This window comes from Chitinophaga sancti (genome assembly GCF_034424315.1).
In the GTDB taxonomy this organism is placed as follows: Bacteria; Bacteroidota; Bacteroidia; order Chitinophagales; family Chitinophagaceae; genus Chitinophaga; species Chitinophaga sancti.
This window is the reverse complement of sequence record NZ_CP139972.1, coordinates 3320800-3345975: the sequence shown is the minus strand read 5'-3', so window position 1 is coordinate 3345975 and position 25176 is coordinate 3320800. Positions and strand designations below refer to the sequence as shown.

Genomic DNA, 25176 nt, shown 5'->3' with positions numbered 1-25176 from the left:
TCTTTCTATAGCTATATCCAGGGACCTGTTACTATTAGCCGTATAGAACACTCAATACTAAATATATTAATACCCCCGGGCATTTTTGTGTACCGGTTTTATTAAAAACTTAATGTGGGGCGGGCAGCATTGCCTGCCAGGCTCCATATTTTCAGTAGGTGTATTCGGTTAATAGGAAGAAGGGGCGAATTCTTTCGCCCTTTCGCTTTTTGTTTTTAACTTGTGCCTATTACCCTGGCTGTCGCATGGTGAAAAAAATACCTTACGTATTACTCTTAATGATCCTGGGGATAAAAGTGAACATTTCATTTGCGCAGGATTCTTCCCTTATTTACAGAACACTCGATTCTGCCCGGAATCTCCGCGGAGATACTGTTAAGGTCAATTGGCTGTTAGATAAAGGAAAGGCTTATGGTCGCTTTTTTGACAAACGCAAAACCGAAAATCCCTTTTTCCAGGAAGCTGTTACCCTTGCTCAACACCTGAAAATCGCAAGGACATTATTTAATGTCTATAATGAAATAGGCACCGCAAAAAGGAATATCTCCGAATACATCCTGGCGGCGGACTACCATGAAAAGGCAATCAAATACGCAGATGAAACAAAGGAGGATCATCTGCGCGCTATTGCTCGCAACAATACCGGCGTGGATTACCGCCGGATGGAAAAACCCCTGAAAGCATTCGATTATCACTTCAAAGCCCTTCAACTGGCTGAAAAAGTGAATGATGTACGTAATATTTGTGTTGCAATTAATAGTATTGGTAATATCAACCTCTCCACTGGCAAATACGAAGACGCCATCAGCCATTTTAATAAAGCCCTCGAACTGGAACGGGAAAACAAAAATAGCCTGGGCGTAGCCATTAACTTAGGTAACCTGGGTTACGCTTACCGATACCTCGGCAAACCAGACCGTGCCATCGACTATTACAAAAAATCCCTGGCCGTGAACATGCAGCTGGACAATGCCATGGGCAAAGCCATTTGCTATAACTCCCTGGGAGATGCTTATAAAGAAAAGAAGGACTATGCACAGGCCCTCGAAGCATTGAACAAAGCCCTGGAAGTAGAAGTAGGTGTGGATGATAAAATACACATCGCCGAAAGTTACCTGAACATCGGTAAGTGCTTTAGTCTCATGGGCAAACATGATGATGCCCGCAAATACTTCCAGCAATCCATAGATCTTAGCCAGCACTGGCGGTTCAATTATATATTACAGGAAGCATACAAAGCCCTGGCCGCTGATTATAAGGCCAGCGGAGATTTTCGCCGTTCCCTGGAATGTGCTGATAAATCCCTGGTTTACAAGGATAGTATCCTGGATGAAAAATCCGCCCTGGAGCTCGCCCAAATGCAGGCGGTGTACGAGGTAGACCGCAAGGATAACCAGATCAAAATGTTGGAACATGATAAGCAACTAAATGAATTACGTACCCGCCGCAATGTGGTATACATGCTTTCACTTGGAGGTTTCCTCATCATGCTCGCCGTTGGTGGATTCTTTTATATCCGCCACCGTAACCTGGAAACAAAGAAACAAACCTTACAACTGGAGCTGCGTTCCCTGCGTGCCCAGATGAACCCCCACTTTATATTTAACTCACTCAGTTCAATTCATCGTTTCATCTGGAGCAATAACCAGGAGGAGGCTTCCGACTACCTGACCAAATTCTCCCGCCTGATGCGTATGATCCTGGACAATACCCAGTACACCTTCATTTCCCTGAATAAGGAACTGGAGTCACTGCGCTTATACCTGGACCTGGAACAATTACGTTGTAATAATATCTTTGAGTACAAAATCACGGTAGCAGACGATATAAATGAAGAGGAGGTGATGATACCACCGATGATCATTCAGCCCTATGTTGAAAATGCTATCTGGCATGGTTTAGTGCATAAATCCGGGAAAGGCTTACTTGAAATAGCCGTATCTCTGAAAGACCGAACCCTGACCTGCCTGGTAACAGACAATGGAATAGGCAGGAAAAAAGCAATGGAAATCAAGGAAAAGAAAGGACAGACACACCGTAGTATGGGGATGAAAGTAACGGAGGGGAGAATAGACCTGATTCGTAAGATCAATAATACCAAAGAAGCCACTGTAAGTATTACAGACCTTGAGGACAAGGAAGGCAGAGCAACAGGAACAATGGTCACAATTGTGTTGCCTGTAGAATTTATATTTTAAACCCTGGATTTTTATAGCATGAGCGAAATTAAAGCGATTATCGTAGACGATGAACAGCATTGTATTGATGCCCTGCAAACCATGCTGGCCAAAAAATGCCCGGAAGTAACTGTGCTGGGAGGTGTGAATAGCGTAAAAGCAGCAAAAGAGCTGATAGATGAAGTACATCCTGATGTCGTATTCCTGGATGTGGAAATGCCTCATCAGAATGGGTTTGAACTATTGAAACTGTTTGATAAGATCAATTTCGACATCATATTCACCACCGCTTACGAGCAGTATGCCCTCAAGGCAATTAAGTTTAATGCACTCGATTACCTGCTCAAACCTTTCAGTGTGAAAGAGCTGCAGGATGCCGTTCAGAAATGTGTGAGCAGGAAAAATGTGCAGCAAGCAGAACCTGGTAATTCTCCCCTGGATGTGTTCCTGCAGAACATGAAAACTTTGCACCAGACGCATAAAAAGATAGCCCTTCCTACTATTAACGGGTTGGTTTTTATGCCGGTACAAAATATTGTACGGTGTGAATCTACAGGGAATTATACCCGCATCTTTTTTACCGACAAAAAGAACCTGATGGTATCCAGGCCATTGAAGGAGTTTGAAGAATTACTGACGGATGTAGATTTTTTCAGGGTGCATAATTCTCACCTGATCAATTTGCAACAGATGCAGTCTTATATACAGGGGGAAGGAGGCTTTGCACTCATGAGTGATGGAACGCAGGTGGAAGTTTCGAGAAGAAGGAAAGCCGACTTTTTGAAAAAAGCGATGCAATTCTAAACCAGATTTAATCCGTTTTACGCCACTTACCAGAAATAGGATACCGGATAATAATTTTGGTTTGTCAGCCGGGGAGGAAGAGATTACTTTTGATTCAGGTTTAAACTTATTACGATGTATAACTTTTTTTCTCTGCATTACTAGCATTTATTAGCCCCAAAGAAAAAAGACACCACCTGGTGTCTTTTTTGTTATTTGTAAGTTTCAATGTCCTGTTCTATTTGTTGCTCCAGTCCGTAAAATGATAATAACCTCCTTATTACCGCTTCGACCAAAGCATCCGGGCAACTTGCCCCACTTGTCATCATCACTGTTACCACATCTTTCTCAGGCAAAAATACATCACTATTTAGTTCCTGTTTATGATGGAAATCATAATGCCTGATTTTATTCTTCGAAATCATCTGATCGTCAGCAGCTATGAAGTAGGTAGGTAGTTTTTCCTCGCATAGTTCTACCAGGTGAGAGGTGTTGGAACTATTATATCCGCCTACTACGATCGCGAGGTCAGCTTCTTCTTCCAGCAAGCCGGTGACAGCACTCTGGTTATCGTTGGTGGCATAGCAGAGCGTATCTCTGGTATCAGCGAATCGTTCACCCGCATTTTCGCTGGTCAGGGCGTACCTGTCTATGATGACGTTCTTTATATAATCAGCTATTCCCTGGGTTTCGGTGGCCAGCATGGTCGTTTGGTTGACCACACCCACACGCTGCAGGTCCTTTACCACATCAAATCCTTCTGAATATTGTCCTTTGAAGCGATCATAGAATTCAGCTGCAGGACTTTCGCCGGTAATGAAGGTAGCCAGTAACTGGGCTTCCGCCATATCTTTTACTACTACAGTCGGGGTATTGCTCCGGCTGTGGGAGAAGGTGGCGCGGGTTTCTTCATGGCCCGGCTTACCGTGAACGATCACAGTGTATGATTGCTGGCCAATCTGCTCCGCCTTGTTCCATACCCGTTCTACAAACGGACAGGTGGTATTGTACTGTAAAGGTGCAATGCCCAGGGAACTCAGTTTCGCTTCTATTTCCAGTGTAGTACCGAATGCGGGAATGATGACAATGTCATCGGAAGTAAGGTTTTCCCACTGCACCAGCTGGCGGCCGGCGGTATCCATAATGAACTGCACACCTTTGGCAAGCAGGTCATTGTTTACATGAGGGTTATGGATCATTTCACTGAGCAGGAAGATCCTTTTGCCTGGATTTTCTTCCACAGTTTTGAATGCAATCTCAATGGCATTTTCCACACCATAGCAGAAGCCAAAGTGACGGGCCAGCAAAATTCTTATGGGACCAAAGTCGAGAACAGTAGGCGTGAAATCTTTTTTCATGCGATCCTGCTTCTTACGGCTGTTTTTAATAGCTGTAATGAGTGGACTCCGGTAAATGATAGGTACGTTAAACGTTTTCATGTTGGCGACAAAGTTACACATTTTGATGTGGAGAAGTCCAAAATGTGTTTGGGCGCTTAGGCTTCCGGTTTATTCCTGGCTCATATTCTGTAGCCAGGCTTTTTCTTCAGGGCTCAGGCTTTCCATGCCCCTGTCATTGATCTTATCAAGGAGTTGGTCGAGTCTGAGTTGTTTATTTTCCTCAGGTTGGCTTTTCACCACCTTGAGCGGAGATTTTTTAGGTTTAAAGGAGCGGCGGGTGCGGCTTTGCATAGCTTCTACCCGTACCCGGCGATTAAACAGCCAAACAAGGGGTTGGGCAAGGTCTGTTCCGTTATCCAGCATTTTAATATATAGGAAGCCAAACAATGCACCGCCCAGGTGAGCAATAATACCACCCTCGTTGCCCTTCCCAATAGAAATGAAATCCAGTACTACCACAGCCAGTGCCAGCCATTTCAGGCGAACGGAGCCGATGAACATAAGGCCCACCTCGTAATTCGGGATTTTGGTGGCACAGGCCACGAGAATGGCGACCACGGAGGCAGAGGCCCCAACCATGTTATAATCAGAGGTCTTAAATATATTAAACACCAGCAGGTAAGCGAGACCACCGATCAGGCCACCCAGCAGATAGAGGGGGAGTACCCTGTGGTTGCCCAGGAAAGAGCGAAAAAGGTTGCCAAAAAAGTACAGGTTCAGCATGTTGAATAAAATATGAAATATTTCAACATGTGAAAACATATAGGTGATCAGGCCCCATGGTTTGGTGATAAACACAGGGAGAAAGGTATGTAATGCTACCTGATCATATATCAACTGGTCAACTCCGGCAATGGCAGGTACAAAATAAGCGATCACCCGGGGTATATTTAGTACAAGGAAAACAACAATGTTCCAGAAAAGTAAATGGTTAATCGTATTTCCCTGCCTAAGCCAATATCGTATATCAGATCTGAAAGAAGTTCCGTTCATACATGAAAATTAGTACAAAATCCGCATTCGTAAATCACAAATTTTAACCTAAAAAATTGTGCCGGAATTAGCAGTCTGCGGGGATGTAAACGAAGACTGTCATAGCATCCGGAGGGAGGAGCTTGCCAAAATCAGGACTGGCAGGCCGGGAATTGAATTTTAACGCTTTTTTTTGCAGGATTGTAGTATCTTTGCCGTCCACTTAAACCTCGGGGTGCTAATTTCCGGGAAAAACCATAGGTGGAATTAAAGTTTTGACAGAAAACAACATTCCTAACGAACAAAACGCTGAACAACAGGCTCCGGCAGCACAGGCTGCAGAAGCAACAGCGACAAAAAATGCACCTGTTGTAGCTACTGCTCATGACGATTTCGATTGGAGCGTAGACAAACGTAACGTTTCTTCTTATAGCCAGGAAGAAAAAGCTAAGTACGACCAGACTTACGAAAACACCTTCAAGGTGATCGAAGAAAATGGTCTGCTGACCGGTACTGTAGTTGGTTTAACTAAAACTGACGCAGTTATCAACATCGGCTTCAAATCCGATGGTCTGATCTCTCTGAACGAATTCCGCGACATTCCGGGTCTGAAAGTAGGTGACGACGTTGAAGTATTAGTAGTTGAAAAAGAAGACCGTGATGGTAACCTGCACCTGAGCCGTAAACAAGCTCGTCAACAACGTGCATGGGAAAAAATCGTGGAAGTGTACAAAACCGGCGAAGTTGTTACTGGTACTGTTACCAGCAAGACCAAAGGCGGCTTGATCGTAGATGTATATGGTATGGAAACATTCCTGCCAGGTTCTCAGATCGATGTGAAACCAGTTACCGATTACGATCAGTTTGTTGGCAAAACAATGGAATTCAAAGTGGTTAAGGTTAACGAAGCCATCAGAAATGCGGTTGTTTCTCACAAAGCACTTATCGAAAGCGATATCGAACAGCAGAGAGTGGATATCATCAGCAAACTGGAGAAAGGCCAGGTGCTGGAAGGTACCATCAAAAATATCACCGATTTCGGCGCATTCATCGACCTGGGTGGTCTGGATGGTCTGCTGTACATCACCGACATCAGCTGGGGCCGTATCTCTCACCCAAGCGAAGTACTCCAGATGGATCAGAAGATCAATGTGGTTGTACTGGACTTCGACGACGAGAAAAAACGTATCAGCCTCGGTTACAAACAACTCACTCCCCATCCTTGGGATACCTTACCAGCTCACATCACTGAAGGTGCGCGCGTGAAAGGTAAAGTTGTGAACATTGAAGACTACGGTGCATTCCTGGAAATTCTGCCTGGTGTAGAAGGTCTGGTACACGTATCTGAAATCTCATGGGCTTCTACTCCAATCAATGCGAAAGAATTCTTCAAATTAGGCGAAGAATACGAAGCAGTAGTAGTTACCCTGAGCAAAGACGAGCGTAAAATGTCTCTGTCTATCAAGCAACTGACTGAAGATCCTTGGGCTACTATCGAAACCAAATTCCCGCTGGACAGCCGTCATAAAGGTATCGTGAAGAACATCACTCCTTATGGCGTGTTCGTAGAACTGGAAACTGGTATTGGTGGTATGATCCACATCTCCGACCTGTCCTGGATCAAACGTTTCAACCACCCAAGTGAATACACTAAGGTTGGTAGCGAAATCGAGGTAGTTATACTGGGTATCGATAAAGAAAACCGTAAACTGAGCCTTGGCCACAAACAGATCGAAGAAGATCCTTGGAATACTTTCGAAACTATCTTCCCGATCGGTTCCGTACACGAAGGTACTGTAGTGAAGAAAGATGAGAAAGGTGCTACCGTTCAGCTGCAATACGGTCTGGAAGCTTACGCTCCTGCCCGTCACCTGCGCACTGAAGATGAGAAACCAATCAGCGTTGAAGATGTGAAAGAATTCATGATCATTGAATTCGATCGTAGCGAAAAACGTATCCTGGTATCTCACACCAGAGTTTGGGAACAAGCTAAGAACGAAGAGAAAGAAGCTGTCGCTAAAGAGAAGAGAGCTGATGCTGACAAAACCCGTAAGGCTGTGAAAAATATCCAGAGCAAAGTAGAAAAAGCTACTTTAGGTGATCTGGGTGCACTGGCTGAACTGCGTGAGAAGCTGAAGAAAGACGAAGGCGACAAGAAAGATGGTGAATAAGCATTTTTAGGTTGTTGAAATAACATGAGGCTGTTTCGAAAGAAACAGCCTCTTTTTTTGTAAAGGGTTTTCATTCCTGTTGATGAATTCCCTCTTTCATGAATTTTATATTTTATAACTGTCCTAAAATATCGTCATTAAAATCCTTCAGACTATTTAATTGCACATCTGCCAGAGCATAGCGTTTATTATGCCGGTTATGCGCTTCAGGAACGGCCACCACCTTCATTCTAGCAGCTTTTGCAGCTGTCATACCCGTAATTGAATCCTCAAAAGCAATACAATCCAGTGCATTACTGCCCAGCGCTTTTGCACAGGCCAGGTATACGGCTGGATGGGGTTTACCATGAGATTCAAACTCTGCAGAAGAGATAACCTGAAAACGGTTCTTGATACCAAAATGGTTGGTAGCAGCGTCAATCAGGCGCAAAGGTGAAGATGATGCCAGGCCCATCTTGAATTTCCGCTGTTCGAAGAAGTCCAGAATATAATCCAGCCCTTTCATGGGCTTTCCTTTCTTAATAATCTTATCAGTCACCAGATCAATAATCTCGTTCGTCACCTGTTCGGTCGATTTTCCCCTCCATTTGAAGTAATTATGCCAGTAATCAACCACCTCTGCCGTACGCAGCCCTGTAGTGTGGCTTGCCAGTTCCATAGATAATTCCACACCGACAGATGCAAATACCTCCCGCATTGCCTGTCCCCATAGTGGCTCTGAGTCAATTAATAACCCATCCATGTCAAATATTACCGTATCGATCATATCTTATTTTTGTCAGATTGCCGCCGCAAAGATAATACAGCGAGCCTTTCTTTTTCGAATTTCTCTGCATCAAAACCCCCTCATTATAACTTTTCATTATGACCCATAACTTTATTTTATGCAAAATCTTTTGGTTTTCTGCCACGGATGTATAACTTTGTAATAGTCTACTTAAATAGTAGGAAATAGAGATAGGGAAGCTAAATATCGCGCCAATAACTGGAGCTCGCCTTTCGTATACGCTGATCTGATAAGGAAATATTCACTAATAATTTACCACCAAGAAAATTCATTATATGCAAGGATTTAGAACAGAACTTGAAAATCCGGTCGTAGAGAAGGATATCATAGAACTGGAGAAAAAGATCCGTCAGTTCCGCGAAGGACAGATTCCGGAAGAAAAATTCCGTAGTCTTCGTCTGGCAAGGGGCATCTACGGACAGCGTCAGGCTGGTGTACAGATGATTCGTATCAAATTACCTTATGGTAAAATGACTCTGGAGCAATGGAAGAGAATTTCCGATGTTTCAGACGAATATTCTACTGGTAACCTGCACCTGACTACCCGCCAGGATGTTCAGATCCACTTTGTAAGCCTTGAAAGAACCCCTGAACTGTGGGCAAAACTGGATGCTGATGATATCACCATCCGCGAAGCCTGTGGTAATACGGTAAGAAATATCACCGCTTCTGATATAGCGGGTATAGATCCGGATGAACCATTTGATGTAACGCCTTATGCAGATGCTGCTTTCCGCTACTTCCTGCGTAATCCTATCTGCCAGGATATGGGACGTAAAATCAAGATGTCCTTCTCCAGCAGTGACAAGGATACAGCCTGGTCATTTATGCACGATATGGGAGCTATTCCTAAAGTGCGCATCGTAGATGGCAAAGAGGTGCGTGGTTTCAAGGTGCTGATAGGTGGTGGCCTTGGTGCACAACCCATCCTTGCACATGTAGCATATGAGTTCCTGGAAGCTGAAAAACTGATTCCATATATAGAAGCGGTACTGCGTGTATTTGACCGTCATGGTGAAAGAACCAGCCGTCATAAAGCACGTATGAAATTCCTCATTGCCAAGATTGGTTTTGAAGAATTCACCCGCCTGGTAACAGAAGAATTTATCGCGATTAGGAATAAGATCTATGAAGTGGATGCCGCCACATGGCCTGAAGTGGAATTGGCGCCAGCCGATGCAGCGGTTCCTGCTTTCACCATCAAAGATCCGCAGAAATACGAGGCATGGAAAGCTACCAACGTCTTCGAACAGAAGCAGGCTGGTTACTTTGCTGCATATGTACGTGTACCATTAGGTAACATCAGTTCAGTGATCTCCCGTCAGTTGGTAGAAGCGCTGCGTCCGGTGGTAGCTAACGATGTACGTGTAACAGCTAACCAGGGCTTACTGCTCAAATACATTCAGCCGGCTCACCTGCCATATGTATTTAGTGCACTGGAAGCTGCTGGTTTTGCAGAACCAGGTTTCAACAGCATTGCAGATATCACTGCCTGCCCTGGTACAGATACCTGTAACCTGGCTATCTCCAGCAGTACTGGTATTTCTACAGCTTTGGAACTGGTGATCCAGGAAGAATTCCCTGCGCTGGTATATAATAAAGATATCAAAATCAAGATCAGTGGTTGTATGAACAGCTGTGGTCAGCATGGTATCGCAAGTATTGGTTTCCATGGTAGTTCCATGAAGAGTGGTGGTAAGGTACTCCCAGCCCTCCAGGTATTGTTAGGTGGTGGTATTGTAGGTGATGGCGTGGGTCGTGTGGCCGATAAGGTGATCAAAGTACCAAGTAAGCGTGGTCCGGAAGTACTGCGTACACTGCTCCAGAACTATGCGGAGAATGCACAGGAAAACGAAAAGTTCAACGATTACTATGATCGTCAGGGCGAACGTTATTTCTACGATCTGCTGAAACCATTGACAGACCTGGCATCTTTGGTAGATGAAGACTTTATCGACTGGGGTCAGGGCGACAGGTTCGCAACTGCAATCGGTGTGGGTGAATGCGCGAGCGTTGTAATTGACCTGGTACAAACCCTGTTATTCGAAGGGGAAGAGAAACTGGAATGGGGTAAAGTGGCACTGGATGCAAACCAGTATGCTGACAGCATTTACCATTCTTATTCCACATTCGTGCAGACAGCTAAAGCGCTGTTGCTGGGTGAAGGTGTAGCTTGTAATACACAGACCGGAGTTATCAATGATTTCGACAAACATTTCGTACAAACAGGCAAATGGTCTTTAATAGGAACTTTCAATGAGCTGGTATTACAGATCAATAAGAATGAACCATCTGAAGCATTTGCAAAAGCATATTATCAACAGGCAACTGATTTTTACAAGGAGGCCCAGGCATTAAGGCAAAAAGAAGCCTTAGCTATTGCTGCTGAGTAAATAAATAATATAGGTTGACTAAAAAGTAAAATGAAGGCGCTGAGAATTGCGTAAAAGCCATTTCGTCTCCATCACCCATCCGAGAGGGGGCACCTTTTTAGTCAGCCTTATGTTCCGGTTGTGCGACAACGATCACATTTTAAATTAGTACACTATGCAGCAGATTACTCCCAAATTAACCCTGGTGGGCGCTGGCCCCGGAGATCCTGAGCTGATTACTGTAAAAGGTCTGAAGGCCATACAGCAGGCAAGGGTCATCCTTTACGATGCATTGTCAAACAATGAACTGCTGGAACATGCACCTTGCAATTGCCTGAAACGTTTCGTGGGCAAGAGAGCGGGTATGCACGTGTACTCTCAGGATGAGATCAATCGCATGATCGTGAAGTATGCCCTGACCTATGGTAGTGTTGTAAGACTGAAAGGCGGCGATTCGTTCGTATTTGGCCGAGGGCAGGAGGAACTGACCTTTGCCCGACAGTTTAATATTCAAACAGAAGTAGTACCTGGTGTGACCAGTGCCATCTCCGTGCCTGGTTTCAACAGTATTCCCGTTACAGCCCGCAATGTGAGCGAAGGTTTCTGGGTAGTAGCCGGTACCACGCAGGATGGTGATTTATCCCGCGACCTGGTGCATGCTATTCATGCAGATACAACCGTGGTTATCTTGATGGGAATGAGTAAATTAGAGGAAATATCCGCTGCCTATGTCGCTGAGGGCAAGGGAAATGTGCCCGCAGCTATCATTCAGAATGGTACCTTGCCTACACAAAAGATCGGCATTGGTACTGTTTCCGATCTGGTAAACATTGCTCGTCGGGAGGAGCTAAAAAACCCGGCTATTATAATAGTGGGGGAGGTAGTACGCTTCCATGAAACGTTCATAGCAGTGCAGGATAGAATAGCAGCAGAATTGAAAATAGCTGTGTAAATTTATATTAAAGCGGTTCGTATGGAAGAGAATCATTTGTTTCCCGTATTCTTCAAGGTACATCGTCTCCAGATCTTAGTGGTAGGCGGTGGCGTTGTCGGACTTGAAAAGGTAAGTGCACTCCTTGATAATTGCCCGACTGCTAACCTGACGGTAGTAGCCACCTGGTTTCTGCCGGAATTGGAGGCATTAGTCAAAAATGCACCAAACGTATCGCTGGTGCAAAAGGAATTTTCCTGCGGTGATATGTTTGGAAAAGACCTGGCCATAGCTGCCACCAGCGACCATGAGTTCAACTATTTTGTCTGGGAAAAGGCAAAATGCAGTAAAGTATTAATAAATGTAGCTGACACCCCGGAACTGTGTGACTTTTACCTGGGTTCAGTCGTTCAAAAAGGCAACCTCAAGATAGCCATCTCCACCAACGGCAAATCTCCCACCATTGCCAAAAGACTCAAAGAAGTATTGCAGGATGCATTGCCAGGGTCGCTGAATGAAATTTTAGATAAACTCCAATTGATCCGCGAAAGGATTAAAGGCGATTTCTCGGAAAAAGTAAAACAACTCAACCAGATAACAGACGTGCTGGTAAAAAAAGACTAATTATAATTTTTTACATATGAATTTGTTTTAGAAGAATAAAATTCTTCCAGGGAAGTTGTTTTTATCTAACTAATTGCATTCCAGGATACTTGTCTATTTTCTCTGTTATATTGTAAAAATAAATATATCTATATTTAATGTGATTTCTTGTTAAATATTAGATAATGATTATTACTTTTATGTCAGAAATAGGAGAGGGTATGGAATTATATAAGGAGGAAAAGCGGAAAAGTGAAGAATGTAATTATTTATAATGTGATTATTCCCTAAGTATGCGAATCGCGTCAAAAAACAGGTTTAGTAGAGTTATCATCAGGAAGGCACCATTTGCTCACCTGGGTAGCATATTAAAAATAGACACTTCCACTACCAGAACAGATCAGTCAACAACCCGTCTGAAGCCAGTCAAAGGCATGGTATCTATCTACGATAGAAGAATAATAGCCGGTTCTGCGTTATAAGATAATTCCAATATGCCGAAAGGGCATATTGCTACCTAAAAATCAGTAGCGGTAAAAGGCGGGAGGACTGCCGAGGCTAGGGTCAGCAAAGGTCAGCAAAGTTATTGACCTCGAAGTCCGGTAATCAAGGTTTTCCCGCCTTCAGCCGCGCCAATTTTTAAGAAAATAATTCCCGCTTCCCTGAAGTATATACCTTATAGATAGAGGCCCAAAAGGGGCCTCGTTAAGGTATCGATCCGGAAGCCATTAAGACATATACATTTTATCAACTAAGCCGTCAACATTTTATCAACCAAAATTTAAAGATCGCCTGGCCGGCAACCTGCATCAACTAACCATTGTACACAACAACTACGAAGCCGGTACATCAACTAGTCTGTCGAAGATCCAAACATTGAAAGGAAAGGAAAAACGAAGAATATCTTAGTGAAGCAAGATCCCTGTTGATTATTCTGATTGCATGCCTGAATATCGGGGAGGAGAGATAGAAAATGGAAAGAAGGTTATACAACGAGCATTCTTCTCTAAACCCATTTTACACTTATGAGATGCCTTTTCCATTTCTCCTTTTCTTCGTTTTTCCTATTTTTTTAGCCCCATTAGCCTGCTTATATTTGATCTTATGACGCAAGATCAACTGATAGACAGCACTGTTACCTATGTAAAACAGGAATTAGCCCAGGCAGAAGGTGGCCATGACTGGTGGCACATTCATCGAGTATGGCATACTGCCAATGAAATCGCGGCCAGAGAAACAGTCAATCCTTTAATCGTATCATTGGGAGCCCTGCTCCACGACATTGCCGATGCCAAGTTCCATGGCGGCGATGAAGCAATTGGTCCTGCCAGGGCCCGTCAGTTCCTGGAATCTCAGGGGGTAGGGGTGGATATCATTACGCACGTAATTGCCATTATAGAAAATATCTCCTTCAAAGGAGGGCATAATGAAGGTAAATTTACCTCGCCAGAGCTGGCAGTTGTGCAGGATGCAGACAGGTTGGATGCCATCGGGGCCATTGGCATAGCCCGTGCATTTAATTACGGAGGGTTCAAAAACAGGGCGATATACGATCCGGCCATACCACCAGACCTGCAAATGAGCAGGGAACAGTACAAAAACAGCACTGCCCCTACTATCAATCATTTTTATGAAAAACTGCTCTTACTGAAGGATAAAATGAACACCACTACCGGAAGGGAAATGGCCGCCGAAAGGCATGCCTTTATGGAGTCTTTCCTCGAACAATTCTATAAAGAATGGCATTAAATAAACAGTGCTTTCAGCTCTTCTGCATCCTGCGGCTTCATTTTTCCGCCCAGGATCAATCGGAGCTGTCTGCGGCGCAATGCACCTTCGTATAAAGTTTTTTCCTCTTCAGTTTCTGCAATAATCGGGGATACCGGGCGGGGATTACCATTTGGATCCAGGGCTACAAAAGTCATGAAAGCCTCGTTGGATTTGTAACGATACTGCTGTACCGGGTCTTCTCCCCATACTTTCAGGTGAACTTCCATACTTGTATTGAATGCACGGCTCACCTTTGCTTCAATGTGAACTGCATTACCAAGACGAATGGGGTTCTCAAAAGAAATGTTGTCTACCGAGGCGGTAACCGTTGGTGCAGCACAATGCTTCATGCTGGCAAGGGCGGCAGCGATATCCATCCAGTACATCAGGCGACCTCCCATCAGGTTGGTATATACGTTGGTATCATTGGGCAATACCAGCTCAGTCATCTGGATCAGGGATTCCTGTGCGCGCTTTGGCGTTAGAGTCATGTTTGATAATTATTTCGGATCGCGAAATTACAAATAATTCAGCGGCCCGCCACCGGGAATAGATTTAAACCATCCTTTTCAATCCCACAGCCCGCCACAGCGATTACGCTTCAAAAACGGGAGCAATACCCCGCAAGTTTTTTTGAAATGCATTTTATCCCCCTAATACCATTTATAATTAGTCTCTTACATGTATACACTCAGTGAAATGTGAAAATCCGTTTTGGGTGCGCATTAAATTTGTGTAACTTTGCATGACCTTCGGAAGTTACTTTTACTTGACTGGTTACACCAAACGTCGTCCGGCACTTCCCTTTTAGGTCAAGTATTCTACAGAATTATAGATTTTATGGCAAAATATATCTTCGTTACGGGAGGTGTTACATCCTCATTGGGTAAAGGAATTATCGCAGCTTCCCTAGCAAAATTACTGCAGGCACGCGGCTTTAGAGTGACTATTCAAAAGTTCGATCCATATATCAATGTGGATCCGGGAACATTAAACCCATATGAACATGGGGAATGCTTTGTAACCGAAGATGGCGCCGAAACTGACCTGGACCTGGGACACTACGAACGTTTTCTGAACATTCCTACTTCACAGGCCAACAATGTGACCACAGGCCGCATTTATCAAACAGTAATTAATAAGGAACGTGAAGGAGCCTACCTTGGTAAAACCGTTCAGGTAGTTCCGCACATCACCGACGAAATCAAACGTCGTATTCTCCTGTTAGGCAAAGACGGGAAATATGATATCGTCATTACTGAGTTGGGTGGTACCGTAGGCGACATTGAATCACTCCCTTACATTGAGGCAGTTCGCCAGCTTCAGTGGGAACTGGATGAGCAGGATTGCCTGGTTGTTCACCTGACCCTTATCCCTTACCTGCGTGCAGCTAAAGAGTTGAAAACCAAACCAACTCAGCACTCAGTAAAAATGATGAGCGAAAACGGTGTGCACCCGGATGTTATCGTGTGCCGTACCGAAGAGCCAATGTACAACGATCTGAAAAAGAAGATCGCACTGTTCTGTAACGTAACCGTTGACGCGGTGATCGAGGCAACAGACATGAGCACCATCTACGAAGTGCCGCTGGAGATGTTGAAAGAGAAACTGGATGTGATCTGTATGAAGAAAATGGGTATTCCTATTGAGAAAGAACCAGACATGACCAAATGGCGTGGTTTCCTCGACAAACTGAAATATCCAAAGTCTAAAGTAACCATCGGTCTGATTGGTAAATATGTAGAATTACAGGATGCATACAAATCTATCCTGGAATCCTTCATCCACGCAGGCGCGATGAACGAATGTAAAGTAATCGTTCAAAATATTCATTCTGAATTCCTTACCTCTGAAAATGTAGCAGAGAAACTGCGTAACCTGGATGGTCTGCTGGTAGCACCAGGTTTTGGCCATCGTGGTATCGAAGGTAAGATCACCGCTATACAGTATGCCCGTGAAAACAACCTGCCATTCTTTGGTATTTGTCTGGGTATGCAGATGAGCGTTGTGGAATACGCCCGTAATGTGATTGGCTGGAAAGATGCTCACTCTACAGAAATGAATCCTGAAACCAGTCATCCGGTGATTGGCCTCATGGAAGAGCAGAAGAAGATCACTGCCAAAGGTGGTACGATGCGTTTGGGTGCTTACAGCTGTGAACTGACTCCAGGTTCCAAAGCTGCTGCCATCTACGCTAGCACTAAGATCAGTGAACGTCACCGTCACCGTTACGAATTTAATAGTCAGTACATGGGCGATTTCGAAAAAGCAGGTATGACTGCTTCCGGCCGTAACCCAGAAAGCGGACTGGTGGAAATGGTAGAATTGCCCAACCATCCGTTCTTTGTAGGTTGCCAGTTCCACCCTGAGCTGAAAAGCACAGTGGAAAGGCCAGCACCGCTGTTTGTTCATTTCATCGGCGCTGCTAAACAGTATGCTGAAGACAAAACAAACAAAACTAAGGTGGCTGAAGAGGTAGCACAATAATAATATTAGCGGCAAAAGCCCACCGAAAGGACTATTTTTTAGGTCATTGCATCCCAATGACCTAAAAAATAGTCCTTTCGGCATTTATACCCCCACATTTTGCTTACCTTCGCTGCCTAAATTTTAATTGTAATTTCAATGGACAGAAATTCGGTCATTGGTTTTAGCTTACTGGGTGTGTTGCTGGTAGGGTACATTTTTTTCAATACCAGGCAACAACATGCAGCAGAAATAGAGAAAGCTCGTCAGGATTCTATTACTGAAGCTAATAAACCCAAGGCAAACTTAGACACTGCCACCCCTGCCGCACCAGGCAAGCCTGATTCCACAAGGCTGGCGGGTCAATATGGGGCCTTTGCAGGTGCTGCTACCGGTACTGCACAGAAAACCGTTCTGGAAAACAAAGTGCTGAAAATCACCTTCTCCAACCAGGGTGGTCAACCTGAAACTGTGGAGCTGAAAGCTTTCAAGACATTTGCAGGCACTCCTTTATTACTGGCAAACAGTTCTTTTAACCGCATCTCCATGAAGGTGCCGGCTAATAACAATACCTTATTAAATACTGCAGATCTCTACTTCACTGGTGGCAATGTACAACAGCTGGCAGATGGTAGCCAATCTTTGGTTTATCACCTCGCTACCGCCAATCCCGGTCAATACCTGGAGTTTGTATACACCCTGAAAAAGGATAGCTACGCTGTAGATTTTGACATTCATGCAGTTGGCCTGGAAAATGTGATCCCTGCCGGTCAGAAAACATTATCTCTGCAATGGGATAATGAAAATGACAAGCAAGAGCAGGATATGCAGAACGAACGCATGAACAACCAGGTACACTACAGAACTGCTGATGGTAAGCACGACTACTTCACCCTGCAGCGTACCAATCACAAAGAACTGGATGGCAAAATCCAGTGGCTGAGCGTAAAGCAACAGTTCTTCAACACTACTTTCATCGCGAAGAAAGATCACAACTTTGAAAAAGCAGAGATCAATACCAAAGTTCCTGAAAGCGGCAACATCGTAGGCCAGTCTTTCACCAGCCTGGAGATCCCTTATGACAGAGCTCATGACTTTACCTTCCCAATCGAGATCTATTATGGTCCTAACCACTATAAGACCTTAAAATCTTATGATATTGGCCTGGAAAATATCATCCCACTGGGTACAGGTATCTTCGCTTTCGTAAAATATGTGAACAAGTGGGTAATCATTCCTGTGTTCAACTTCCTGAGCGGATTTATTCATAACTATGGTGTGATCATCATCCTGCTTACCCTCTTCATCCGTTTGCTGATAGCACCATTCACCTACCAGAGCTATGTGTCATCAGCGAAAATGAAGGTGCTGAAGCCTGAAATTGACGAACTGCGTAAGAAACATGGCGACGACCAACAGGCATTCGGTATGGATCAGATGAAACTGTTCAAGAGTGCAGGTGTGAATCCTTTAGGCGGTTGTTTACCAGCAGTGATGCAGTTGCCAATCCTGGTAGCGATGTATAGCTTCTTCCCTTCTTCCATCGAGTTGAGACAGGAAAGCTTCCTGTGGGCAAAAGACTTGTCTACCTACGATTCAATTCTGAACCTGCCATTCAATATACCATTCTATGGTAACCATATCAGCTTATTTACATTGCTGATGACCGCAACCAGCTTAATGCTTGCGTTCAATAACCGTGGTATGGCTGATCAGAGCAATCCGGTAATGAAGTATATGCCTTACATCTTCCCAATCATGCTGTTAGGTATCTTCAACAAACTGGCATCCGCACTGACATTCTATTACTTCCTGTCAAACGTGATCAGTATCCTCCTGCAGTGGGTGATCCAGAAGTTTATCATTAATCATGATAAGATTCACGCACAGATTCAGGAGAATAAGAAGAAGCCGGCATCGAAGTCCAAATGGCAGGAGCGGCTGGAAGATATGCAGAAGCGCCAGCAGGGTGTGAATCAGGGTAAAAAAGGTAAATAAAAAATTGGATATATAAAAAAGGGCCGCCCAATCGGGCGGCCCTTTTTTATATATTTACTGATGTTCCATCCAGAACTGGTATTTTTTTCAAATAATCTGTCCTCTTAATCAAAGAATCGATGTAATAATTTTTTAATCATCAAACCTGAACCTTATGTTTGTAAAGTGATAAATAACCCTATATGAAGCCGATACAACTGAGTGTACTATTCTTTTGTCTGTGCAGCACGGTCCGTTTGCCCGCACAGTCACTCAGACTATCCGTTTCAGGCAAAATAACCGATTCCCTCAGCAACCAAAATCTGCCATTTGCCATTGTGTTACTACTCACAGATACCATCAGGCAAACTACCCAGACTGACAAAGAGGGCAATTTCACGTTCGAAAACCTGAAACCGGGAGTCTATAACCTCCAGGTGAGATATCTGGGCTATCGTGACAAGACGAGTGCCCCGTTTCAATTGAGTACCCAATCCCTGACATTGCCAGCAATTGGCTTGTTATCAGTCTCTTACAATTTGATAACTCACCAGGTGACGGCCCTAAAGCCACTCATTGAGCAAACTGTTGACAAGATGATCATTAATGTAGCCGAAAGCCCGCTCGCTACCGGTAATACATTGGAAGAACTGCTACGCCGATCGCCGGGTGTAAGGTTGGACGATGATGGTTCCATTACCCTCAACGGAAAAAAGGTAATGGTCTACCTCAACGACCGACCGTCTTATTTTACAGCTGCAATGCTCAAAAATCTATTACTCTCCACTGCATCAAACGCCGTTGAAAAAATAGAACTCATTGCTAACCCGTCCGTAAAATATGATGCAGCCGCTTCGGCCGTCATCAACATCAAACTCAAAAAAACAGGTAAGTCGGGCACGAATGGCAGTCTCAGCATAGGCGGCGGCGGTGGTCGCTATGGCCGCTATACAGGAGGAGGAGACCTGAACTACCGCAACGATAACCTGAATATCTATGGTAACTACAATTACCAGCGAAACGAACAGTATACCGATACCCATACCGACAGAATCCTGGAAGACGAATTCATAGAAGAGAAAAATCATGAAGTACGGAAAAAGGATATCCACAATGTCAATGCCGGTATCAGTTATACGATCGACAAGCATAACAATATAGGCCTGGATCTGAAAGGAAACTTCCTGGGGCGTGACAGGGATGGCATTGACCAGACCCTGTTTTATGCTTCTCAGTCCGCTCCGTTCGATTCATTGCTGAACATGCATACAACCGGGCATGCCAATATCAATAATTATTCAGCTAACCTGTTTTACCAGCATAACTTTGATAGCACCGGTACCCAGCTCTCCATCAATGGAGACTATGCCTATTACGATCAGCGCTGGAGAGACAATTTCAATACCGCATACCTGGATACGGACATGAAGATTTACCAGATACCTTATGTTATTCGCAACAGCTCCCCGGTATCTGTAGCCATTCGCTCTGTTTCTGCTGATTTTACCCGTCCAACCAAAATAGGCAGCTTCGATGCCGGTTTGAAAACGGTTTTTGTAAAAACAGACAGCGACATTCGTTGGGAAGTGCTGGATAATGATACCTGGGTAAATGACGCTACCAAGACCAACCATTTCATCTATGATGAAAACGTGAATGCAGGGTACATCAATTATCATAACCAGTTCAAAAAATGGGTATTGCAGGCAGGTGTGCGGGTGGAGAATACCCATGTGAAAGGCAACAGCATCACAAATGCTACCGTATTTAATAAGGATTACACAGGGGTTTATCCCGGGTTTTCTCTCCAATACATGGCTTCTGCCCAACAGCGTTTTGGGGTATCAGTGAGAAGAAGTATCGACAGGCCGCAGTATGAATATGTAAATCCATTCCTGTTCTTCCGCAGCAAGTATTACTACTTTCAGGGAAATCCAGACCTGAACCCGCAGAATGCTACCTCCCTGGAATTATCTCATTCCTGGAAACAACACCTGTTTACAACGCTCAGTATCTCCAGGACTAATAATGTGATAGCCGGGGTATATATAGCAGGAGATAACAAAGTGCTGATCACCACGTATCAAAACGTGACACACTATGATAATTATAACCTGAATATTACATATACTACCTCTCCCACAAAGTGGTGGAATACAATGAATGCTGTTCAGGTCTTCTACATACACTATGATTACAATGATATTACCCTGCCCAAATCAAAGCCTGGGGCCTACGTGATTTCGAACAATACATTTAATATTCCTCATCTCTTTACACTGGAGCTGAATGCGGTCTATTCATCCAATTCAAATGCAGGTTTGAGTGCGCTGACCAGCTACTGGGTATTGAATACGGGCATACAAAGGAATTTGCTAAAGAATAAGGCTACGCTCAAACTGAGTGTAAATGATATATTCAGGGGGCAACAATTTGCATTATCATCCAATTACCAGGGGGTAAATGTTAAACAGCATTTTGCCTTTGATTCCCGTTTTGCAATGTTGAGTTTTACGTATCGTTTCGGTAATCGTAAGATTAAGCCAAGAACGGAAAGACAAACTGGTATTGAAAAAGAAAAGAAACGGATTCAATCAAACTAAAAGTGGCGATCCGTTTTGAGGAGGTCGTCAGTTAAGTACCGGAAAGAGGTTGTACAGAAAGTAAAATTAACCGGATTTATTTCGGATAGCTGGCAGCGAGCGTGTTTGTGTATGCAATGCTTAATGCCTTCAGATTACTTTCTGTACAACCTCTTTCCATTTTTATGTGAAGATGTTTATTTGTTCAGTTTAATCATATCAAAAAATGGCTGTTTGAAGGTAATGCCGATAGGCAGTGCCACTGTTTGCTGATCAGGTTTACGCAGAATGACCTGGTTGCCATCTACAGACACGATCCTGTTCAGGGAGATAATAAAAGAATTGTGAATCCTGGCAAACTGCCGTGGGGGCAGGCTTTGCTCCAGGTCTTTCATCTTGAGTAGTGCTAGAATTTTTTCCTTATCACAATGAAAGGCCACATAGTTCTTCAGGCCTTCTATATAATCGATATCGTTAAAATTGATTTTAATTTGTTTACCCTTATGTTCTGATTTCACGAACAGGTAGTTTACCTCCGGTTCTGCTTTTTCACTGCTCTCACCTTTGCTCACGTACATGGTTTGGAACATGTTGAGTGTTTTCTGTGCGGCTTTCAGAAAACGCTGGTAGGTGATAGGTTTCAGCAAATAATCGACAACATCGTGTTCGTAACCATCCATAGCATATTCGCTGTAGGCGGTGGTGAGAACGACTTTGGTATGGTTGTTAAAGATCTTCAGCAGATCAATACCCGAGATACTGGGCATGTGGATATCCAGGAATACCAGGTCTACTTTTTCATTACTGATCACTTTGATAGCATCGAGGGCTTCGGTGGTACTACCTACCAGTTTCAGGAAGGGCGTCCGTTGAACATAGCCGGTGAGTAGGTCTATGGCGTGTTGCTCGTCGTCAATTATATAGCAGTTGATCATGTATGGAAATTTCAGTTGTAGCAATATATAAAGACAGGCTATAAAACAGGTCCGTATCTTTTATTTCGAAGGAATGTTTGTTGGGATAGGTATTTTCCAGCTGACGTTGCACGTATTCCATGCCGATGCCGTTGGAGATTTCTTTAGGCCCTATCCGTTTTTTATTGTTGATGTAGAAGTAGAGGCCACTGTCATCGAGTGTTAGCTTTATTCTCAATGGGTAAGCGGCGTTGTGCAGTTCACCGTGTTTGAAAGCGTTTTCTACCAGTGTGATGAGGATGTGTGGCAATATTCTTTGGCCATGCAAGCTTTCAGGTCTGCTATATTCTATATGAATGTTGTTATTGAAACGCATGAAGTAAATGCTGATCAGGCTTTCAATGTGTTCGATTTCTTCTTCTAAAGAAACCATGCCATCGGGGCCTCTCTTTTTGAGGGAGGAGCGCATGATGTTGGTGAGGGCGGCGATGCCTTCCGCAACATCGGGTTGGGTGTTGGCGGTTTTGTTGTAGAAGTAGCCGAGGGTATTGAAAAGGAAGTGAGGGTTGATCTGGGCGCGGAGGTAGGCGATTTCCAGTTCAAGTTTTTCCTGTTTCAATTGTAATTGCTCTTTTTCTTTGCGGTTGATTTCCTCTTTTTGTATGTTGAGTTTCCGTTCTCTTTTTAAGGATACTTTAGAAAACCAGTATGCGGTAGAGAGAAAAATAGCCTGAAACCACCACCAGATAGATCCGTTAATTATCACCAGCAAATCAAACTTTGGAGCAGGATACTCTAATGCAACAGGGCAAACCCTATACAAAATTATATACCTGGTTAGTATATTATAAATAAAAAAGCCAGCTATCCCTACAAACCATAGGGTTTTTTTACCCTTTTCAATTGTTCGTGGTAACAACCATTCTGCATTTCCGTAAAACATTACAGTTAAAAATGCAAATACTACGCTGGTTACTATGACGACCGCCATTGGTTTTTCCACCTGATCTATGGATGCCCATACCTGTACAGTTGCATATAGCATCCAAATGCTAAAATGCACCAGTACTTTAGATAATCTTTGTTTGACCGAAATCTTTTTATTTTGAAGTATTGACAATTTTCAAATCCAGGTTTTCCAGGTATTGCGACACATAATTGATCCAGTTCTCATGATGAGGGATTTCAACATCTGGCAAAATACCTGTGTTATCAATAGGATGCTGTGGCAGGCTGGCTAATCTGGCAGTGGGTATCCAGAGTAAAAAACGATAGCAGGACAAAGGCCTTGGTGCTACCAGATTTATGTAATCCACTACTCCTGCCGACCGCTTTCCAAACAAAGTTACTTTTTTACTTTGTTTCGCATCTAAAATTAATAATTCTGTAGCACTGGCGCTGCCTTCATCTATCAGTAACCCAATTTTTTCTGGTTGTGTATATACCTGTGGATATCTGGTAGTGTCTGCCGGAGTTTGGTAATACCCATTTTTATTTTTCTTTAAATTATTCAGCATGCTGGTAAATGGTGCTTTTTTATCTTTAGGGAACAGTGGACTTTTTAGCATCATCTTATACAAATGGATGTTTTCGGTTGTAGACTTGAATACTGGTCCGGGGGTAATAACTGGATTAGTATAAAGCAGGGGTAATAGCTTCTCAAAGCAGAGATTATACCCTCCGACGTTTCCCCTCAGGTCCACTATGAGGTGCGGGGTATGGGTGATTGTATAAAAATTGCTTGTGATCAGGCTATCTATTAATGGTTTGTAAGGCAATGCAAAGCTGGGTAACCTTAATATCGTATTATTACTATCAATTTTGGAAAAATAAAAGCTATCGGCAGGTATTGTTTTCAGACCGGGCTGACCGGGGAATGTCTTTTCCCAATTATAGCTTTTAAGATCCATTATATAAGACCGTTCATCTACATAAGCCCTGAATGTATCTTGCATATGGTATTGATTATACTGAATTACTTTCCAGCACTCATTACTTTCAGGTTGCAATTTAAATTTAACTTGTCCGGGTTTCCAGTAAGTATTATCTCCCTTCAGGATGATTCCCAGATAGCCATTATCTTTCTTTATAACAGCCACTTCATACATACCGCTTAGTGTCCATAGGCCCTCCAGCGGATAATCAGTTGTGGTTGCCCATTTTTTTAGCAGTGAGTCTCTTGACAAAGGAAAACTTTCACTGTTGGCAAAGATTTGATCGATCAGGTCTTTGTTTTCAGGAATATCTTTAAATACGAGCGCAAGATGTCTGTCTTTAAAGTAAGCTGTCCATGATTGTAGAACAGAAAAACAGGTAACAGCGTTGGCTGTATCAGCAATGTTTCTGAGACTATCCGTGAATAGATTAAAAGCCGCCTGGTTTTCAGTAGTGATTTTAATAGTATAACCTGGATAATTAGTTGCTACTTTGGCAACTAATTCGTCAAAATTATTCCTGCAGCTACAGGACTTCTTTTGAGCGAAGGAGAATGGCTGGTAAATCAGGTTCAATAAAAGATATACAACAAACAAGCGGATTAACGCCGGGTAATTAAACATGTAATTTTTAAAGGGTTTAAATATAGCATAGGTACAAAAATAAAAAAAAGGCTGACCTAAAAGTCACCTTCGAACAGAAGGGTTTTAGTTCAGCCTAGAAAATTAATCAAAATCCGGAATTACAAAACCGTTTTTTTATTGTTCTTGCCTTGCTTATTATTACTTCGTTATAGAAGTATTGCAGTTTGCAGAACCGGTAGTGTCCATTACAAATGTAAAATGGAATTTATTTCCACTTTTTGGGTTAAAAACGTTGCTGTTAAACAGAGATACTTTTAGCTTATTCAGGGTCAACGTTTTCTTAGGGTTGGGGTTGTTTGTCTGTTTCATATTTCACAATTATTAGTAGGGATTACAATGACAAAATTAGAGGGTGACTGCGCAGGGAATCTACGCAGGACGTGGATTTCAAAAGATTATTTCTATCGTAACCGTGTATACGGAAAATGATAAAACGTAAGGCCCGAAAAATGCAAATTCATCCCTGGAAAATGCAAATCCGTGTAAAATTTTAGGTGGATATGAAATAGGAAAACATGAAAAATAACAGCTGCGCATATCACTACGCATATAGAATAGTGCAAAAAACAACAACTGCGCAAATAGACTAGCATCAGGGAAACCAACTGCGCAAATAGACTAGCATACAATCATGCACCTACGCAAATAAAATACTGACTTCATGACCCCAAAGGAATAACTATATATATAAT

At 43.3% G+C, this 25176-nt stretch carries 18 protein-coding genes; 11 read left to right on the top strand and 7 right to left on the bottom strand.

What is annotated here, in order from left to right; all coding sequences use genetic code 11:
• Nucleotides 1-245: 245 nt before the first annotated feature.
• Together U0033_RS12765 and U0033_RS12760 are read left to right on the top strand one after the other, a co-directional pair.
• Nucleotides 246-2198 carry a tetratricopeptide repeat-containing sensor histidine kinase gene (locus tag U0033_RS12765; protein WP_072360949.1) on the top strand — a complete coding sequence of 651 codons (1953 nt, stop codon included), beginning with the start codon at nucleotides 246-248 and terminating at the stop codon, nucleotides 2196-2198.
• Between the two features lie 18 nt (nucleotides 2199-2216).
• Nucleotides 2217-2981, top strand: a complete 765-nt coding sequence (locus tag U0033_RS12760; RefSeq protein ID WP_072360951.1) for a LytR/AlgR family response regulator transcription factor — start codon at nucleotides 2217-2219, stop codon at nucleotides 2979-2981.
• 191 nt (nucleotides 2982-3172) lie between these two features.
• On the opposite strand, the gene U0033_RS12755 is transcribed toward U0033_RS12760, so the two are convergent.
• Nucleotides 3173-4399: a 4-hydroxy-3-methylbut-2-enyl diphosphate reductase gene (locus tag U0033_RS12755; protein ID WP_072360952.1), complete on the bottom strand. Its 1227-nt coding sequence runs from the start codon at nucleotides 4397-4399 to the stop codon at nucleotides 3173-3175.
• A gap of 69 nt (nucleotides 4400-4468) precedes the next feature.
• A complete protein-coding gene (locus U0033_RS12750; protein ID WP_072360954.1) occupies nucleotides 4469-5353 on the bottom strand; it encodes a rhomboid family intramembrane serine protease in 885 nt (294 codons plus the stop codon).
• A gap of 254 nt (nucleotides 5354-5607) precedes the next feature.
• On the opposite strand from U0033_RS12750, the gene rpsA reads away from it, so the two are divergent.
• Nucleotides 5608-7503 (top strand): 30S ribosomal protein S1, encoded by a 1896-nt coding sequence (rpsA, locus tag U0033_RS12745; protein WP_072360956.1) that lies wholly within the window; start codon nucleotides 5608-5610, stop codon nucleotides 7501-7503.
• Nucleotides 7504-7615: 112 nt separating this feature from the next.
• Here rpsA and hxpB read toward each other — a convergent pair whose 3' ends face one another.
• On the bottom strand, nucleotides 7616-8269 hold the full coding sequence (gene hxpB, locus U0033_RS12740; protein ID WP_072360958.1) for a hexitol phosphatase HxpB: 654 nt from the start codon (nucleotides 8267-8269) through the stop codon (nucleotides 7616-7618).
• 296 nt (nucleotides 8270-8565) lie between these two features.
• Between hxpB and U0033_RS12735 the strand changes: the two genes are divergently transcribed.
• From U0033_RS12735 to U0033_RS12715, 5 genes are all read left to right on the top strand, one after another.
• Entirely contained in the window at nucleotides 8566-10683 is a 2118-nt protein-coding gene (locus U0033_RS12735) for a HEPN domain-containing protein (RefSeq protein WP_072360960.1), read from the top strand.
• Nucleotides 10684-10837: 154 nt separating this feature from the next.
• Complete coding sequence (gene cobA / locus U0033_RS12730) at nucleotides 10838-11614, top strand: uroporphyrinogen-III C-methyltransferase (protein WP_072360962.1); 777 nt, start codon at nucleotides 10838-10840, stop codon at nucleotides 11612-11614.
• A 21-nt stretch (nucleotides 11615-11635) separates the two neighbouring features.
• Nucleotides 11636-12217, top strand: a complete 582-nt coding sequence (locus U0033_RS12725; protein ID WP_072360964.1) for a precorrin-2 dehydrogenase/sirohydrochlorin ferrochelatase family protein — start codon at nucleotides 11636-11638, stop codon at nucleotides 12215-12217.
• Between the two features lie 272 nt (nucleotides 12218-12489).
• A complete protein-coding gene (locus U0033_RS12720; RefSeq protein WP_143150724.1) occupies nucleotides 12490-12678 on the top strand; it encodes a hypothetical protein in 189 nt (62 codons plus the stop codon).
• A gap of 622 nt (nucleotides 12679-13300) precedes the next feature.
• The gene (locus U0033_RS12715) at nucleotides 13301-13945 is read left to right on the top strand and encodes an HD domain-containing protein (RefSeq protein WP_072360967.1); all 645 of its coding nucleotides are present in this window, start codon (nucleotides 13301-13303) and stop codon (nucleotides 13943-13945) included.
• Here U0033_RS12715 and U0033_RS12710 read toward each other — a convergent pair.
• The gene (locus U0033_RS12710) at nucleotides 13942-14457 is read right to left on the bottom strand and encodes an acyl-CoA thioesterase (RefSeq protein WP_072360970.1); all 516 of its coding nucleotides are present in this window, start codon (nucleotides 14455-14457) and stop codon (nucleotides 13942-13944) included. The genes U0033_RS12715 and U0033_RS12710 overlap by 4 nt on opposite strands.
• A gap of 349 nt (nucleotides 14458-14806) precedes the next feature.
• Between U0033_RS12710 and U0033_RS12705 the strand changes: the two genes are divergently transcribed.
• From U0033_RS12705 to U0033_RS12695, 3 genes are all read left to right on the top strand, one after another.
• Entirely contained in the window at nucleotides 14807-16453 is a 1647-nt protein-coding gene (locus U0033_RS12705) for a CTP synthase (RefSeq protein ID WP_072360973.1), read from the top strand.
• 138 nt (nucleotides 16454-16591) lie between these two features.
• Nucleotides 16592-18430: a membrane protein insertase YidC gene (yidC, locus tag U0033_RS12700; RefSeq protein ID WP_083571527.1), complete on the top strand. Its 1839-nt coding sequence runs from the start codon at nucleotides 16592-16594 to the stop codon at nucleotides 18428-18430.
• Nucleotides 18431-18612: 182 nt separating this feature from the next.
• Nucleotides 18613-21012 (top strand): outer membrane beta-barrel family protein, encoded by a 2400-nt coding sequence (locus U0033_RS12695; RefSeq protein ID WP_083571528.1) that lies wholly within the window; start codon nucleotides 18613-18615, stop codon nucleotides 21010-21012.
• Between the two features lie 176 nt (nucleotides 21013-21188).
• Here U0033_RS12695 and U0033_RS12690 read toward each other — a convergent pair whose 3' ends face one another.
• The 3 genes from U0033_RS12690 to U0033_RS12680 are packed head-to-tail and all read right to left on the bottom strand — an operon-like array spanning nucleotide 21189 to nucleotide 24463.
• On the bottom strand, nucleotides 21189-21926 hold the full coding sequence (locus tag U0033_RS12690; RefSeq protein ID WP_072360982.1) for a LytR/AlgR family response regulator transcription factor: 738 nt from the start codon (nucleotides 21924-21926) through the stop codon (nucleotides 21189-21191).
• The gene (locus U0033_RS12685) at nucleotides 21904-22950 is read right to left on the bottom strand and encodes a sensor histidine kinase (protein ID WP_072360985.1); all 1047 of its coding nucleotides are present in this window, start codon (nucleotides 22948-22950) and stop codon (nucleotides 21904-21906) included. The genes U0033_RS12690 and U0033_RS12685 overlap by 23 nt, the downstream gene beginning before the upstream one ends.
• 55 nt (nucleotides 22951-23005) lie before the next feature.
• Nucleotides 23006-24463, bottom strand: coding sequence for a S41 family peptidase (locus tag U0033_RS12680; protein ID WP_072360988.1), 1458 nt, complete (start codon nucleotides 24461-24463; stop codon nucleotides 23006-23008).
• Nucleotides 24464-25176: the final 713 nt, after the last annotated feature.

What these genes read in the sequence shown, in the direction of transcription:
- U0033_RS12765 (WP_072360949.1), top strand. Translation starts at nt 246, where the DNA reads ATGGTGAAAAAAATACCTTACGTATTACTCTTAATGATCCTGGGGATA.
- U0033_RS12760 (WP_072360951.1), top strand. Translation starts at nt 2,217, where the DNA reads ATGAGCGAAATTAAAGCGATTATCGTAGACGATGAACAGCATTGTATT.
- U0033_RS12755 (WP_072360952.1), bottom strand. Translation starts at nt 4,399, where the DNA reads ATGAAAACGTTTAACGTACCTATCATTTACCGGAGTCCACTCATTACA.
- U0033_RS12750 (WP_072360954.1), bottom strand. Translation starts at nt 5,353, where the DNA reads ATGAACGGAACTTCTTTCAGATCTGATATACGATATTGGCTTAGGCAG.
- hxpB (WP_072360958.1), bottom strand. Translation starts at nt 8,269, where the DNA reads ATGATCGATACGGTAATATTTGACATGGATGGGTTATTAATTGACTCA.
- U0033_RS12735 (WP_072360960.1), top strand. Translation starts at nt 8,566, where the DNA reads ATGCAAGGATTTAGAACAGAACTTGAAAATCCGGTCGTAGAGAAGGAT.
- cobA (WP_072360962.1), top strand. Translation starts at nt 10,838, where the DNA reads ATGCAGCAGATTACTCCCAAATTAACCCTGGTGGGCGCTGGCCCCGGA.
- U0033_RS12725 (WP_072360964.1), top strand. Translation starts at nt 11,636, where the DNA reads ATGGAAGAGAATCATTTGTTTCCCGTATTCTTCAAGGTACATCGTCTC.
- U0033_RS12720 (WP_143150724.1), top strand. Translation starts at nt 12,490, where the DNA reads ATGCGAATCGCGTCAAAAAACAGGTTTAGTAGAGTTATCATCAGGAAG.
- U0033_RS12715 (WP_072360967.1), top strand. Translation starts at nt 13,301, where the DNA reads ATGACGCAAGATCAACTGATAGACAGCACTGTTACCTATGTAAAACAG.
- U0033_RS12710 (WP_072360970.1), bottom strand. Translation starts at nt 14,457, where the DNA reads ATGACTCTAACGCCAAAGCGCGCACAGGAATCCCTGATCCAGATGACT.
- U0033_RS12705 (WP_072360973.1), top strand. Translation starts at nt 14,807, where the DNA reads ATGGCAAAATATATCTTCGTTACGGGAGGTGTTACATCCTCATTGGGT.
- yidC (WP_083571527.1), top strand. Translation starts at nt 16,592, where the DNA reads ATGGACAGAAATTCGGTCATTGGTTTTAGCTTACTGGGTGTGTTGCTG.
- U0033_RS12695 (WP_083571528.1), top strand. Translation starts at nt 18,613, where the DNA reads ATGAAGCCGATACAACTGAGTGTACTATTCTTTTGTCTGTGCAGCACG.
- U0033_RS12690 (WP_072360982.1), bottom strand. Translation starts at nt 21,926, where the DNA reads ATGATCAACTGCTATATAATTGACGACGAGCAACACGCCATAGACCTA.
- U0033_RS12685 (WP_072360985.1), bottom strand. Translation starts at nt 22,950, where the DNA reads ATGCTATATGCAACTGTACAGGTATGGGCATCCATAGATCAGGTGGAA.
- U0033_RS12680 (WP_072360988.1), bottom strand. Translation starts at nt 24,463, where the DNA reads ATGTTTAATTACCCGGCGTTAATCCGCTTGTTTGTTGTATATCTTTTA.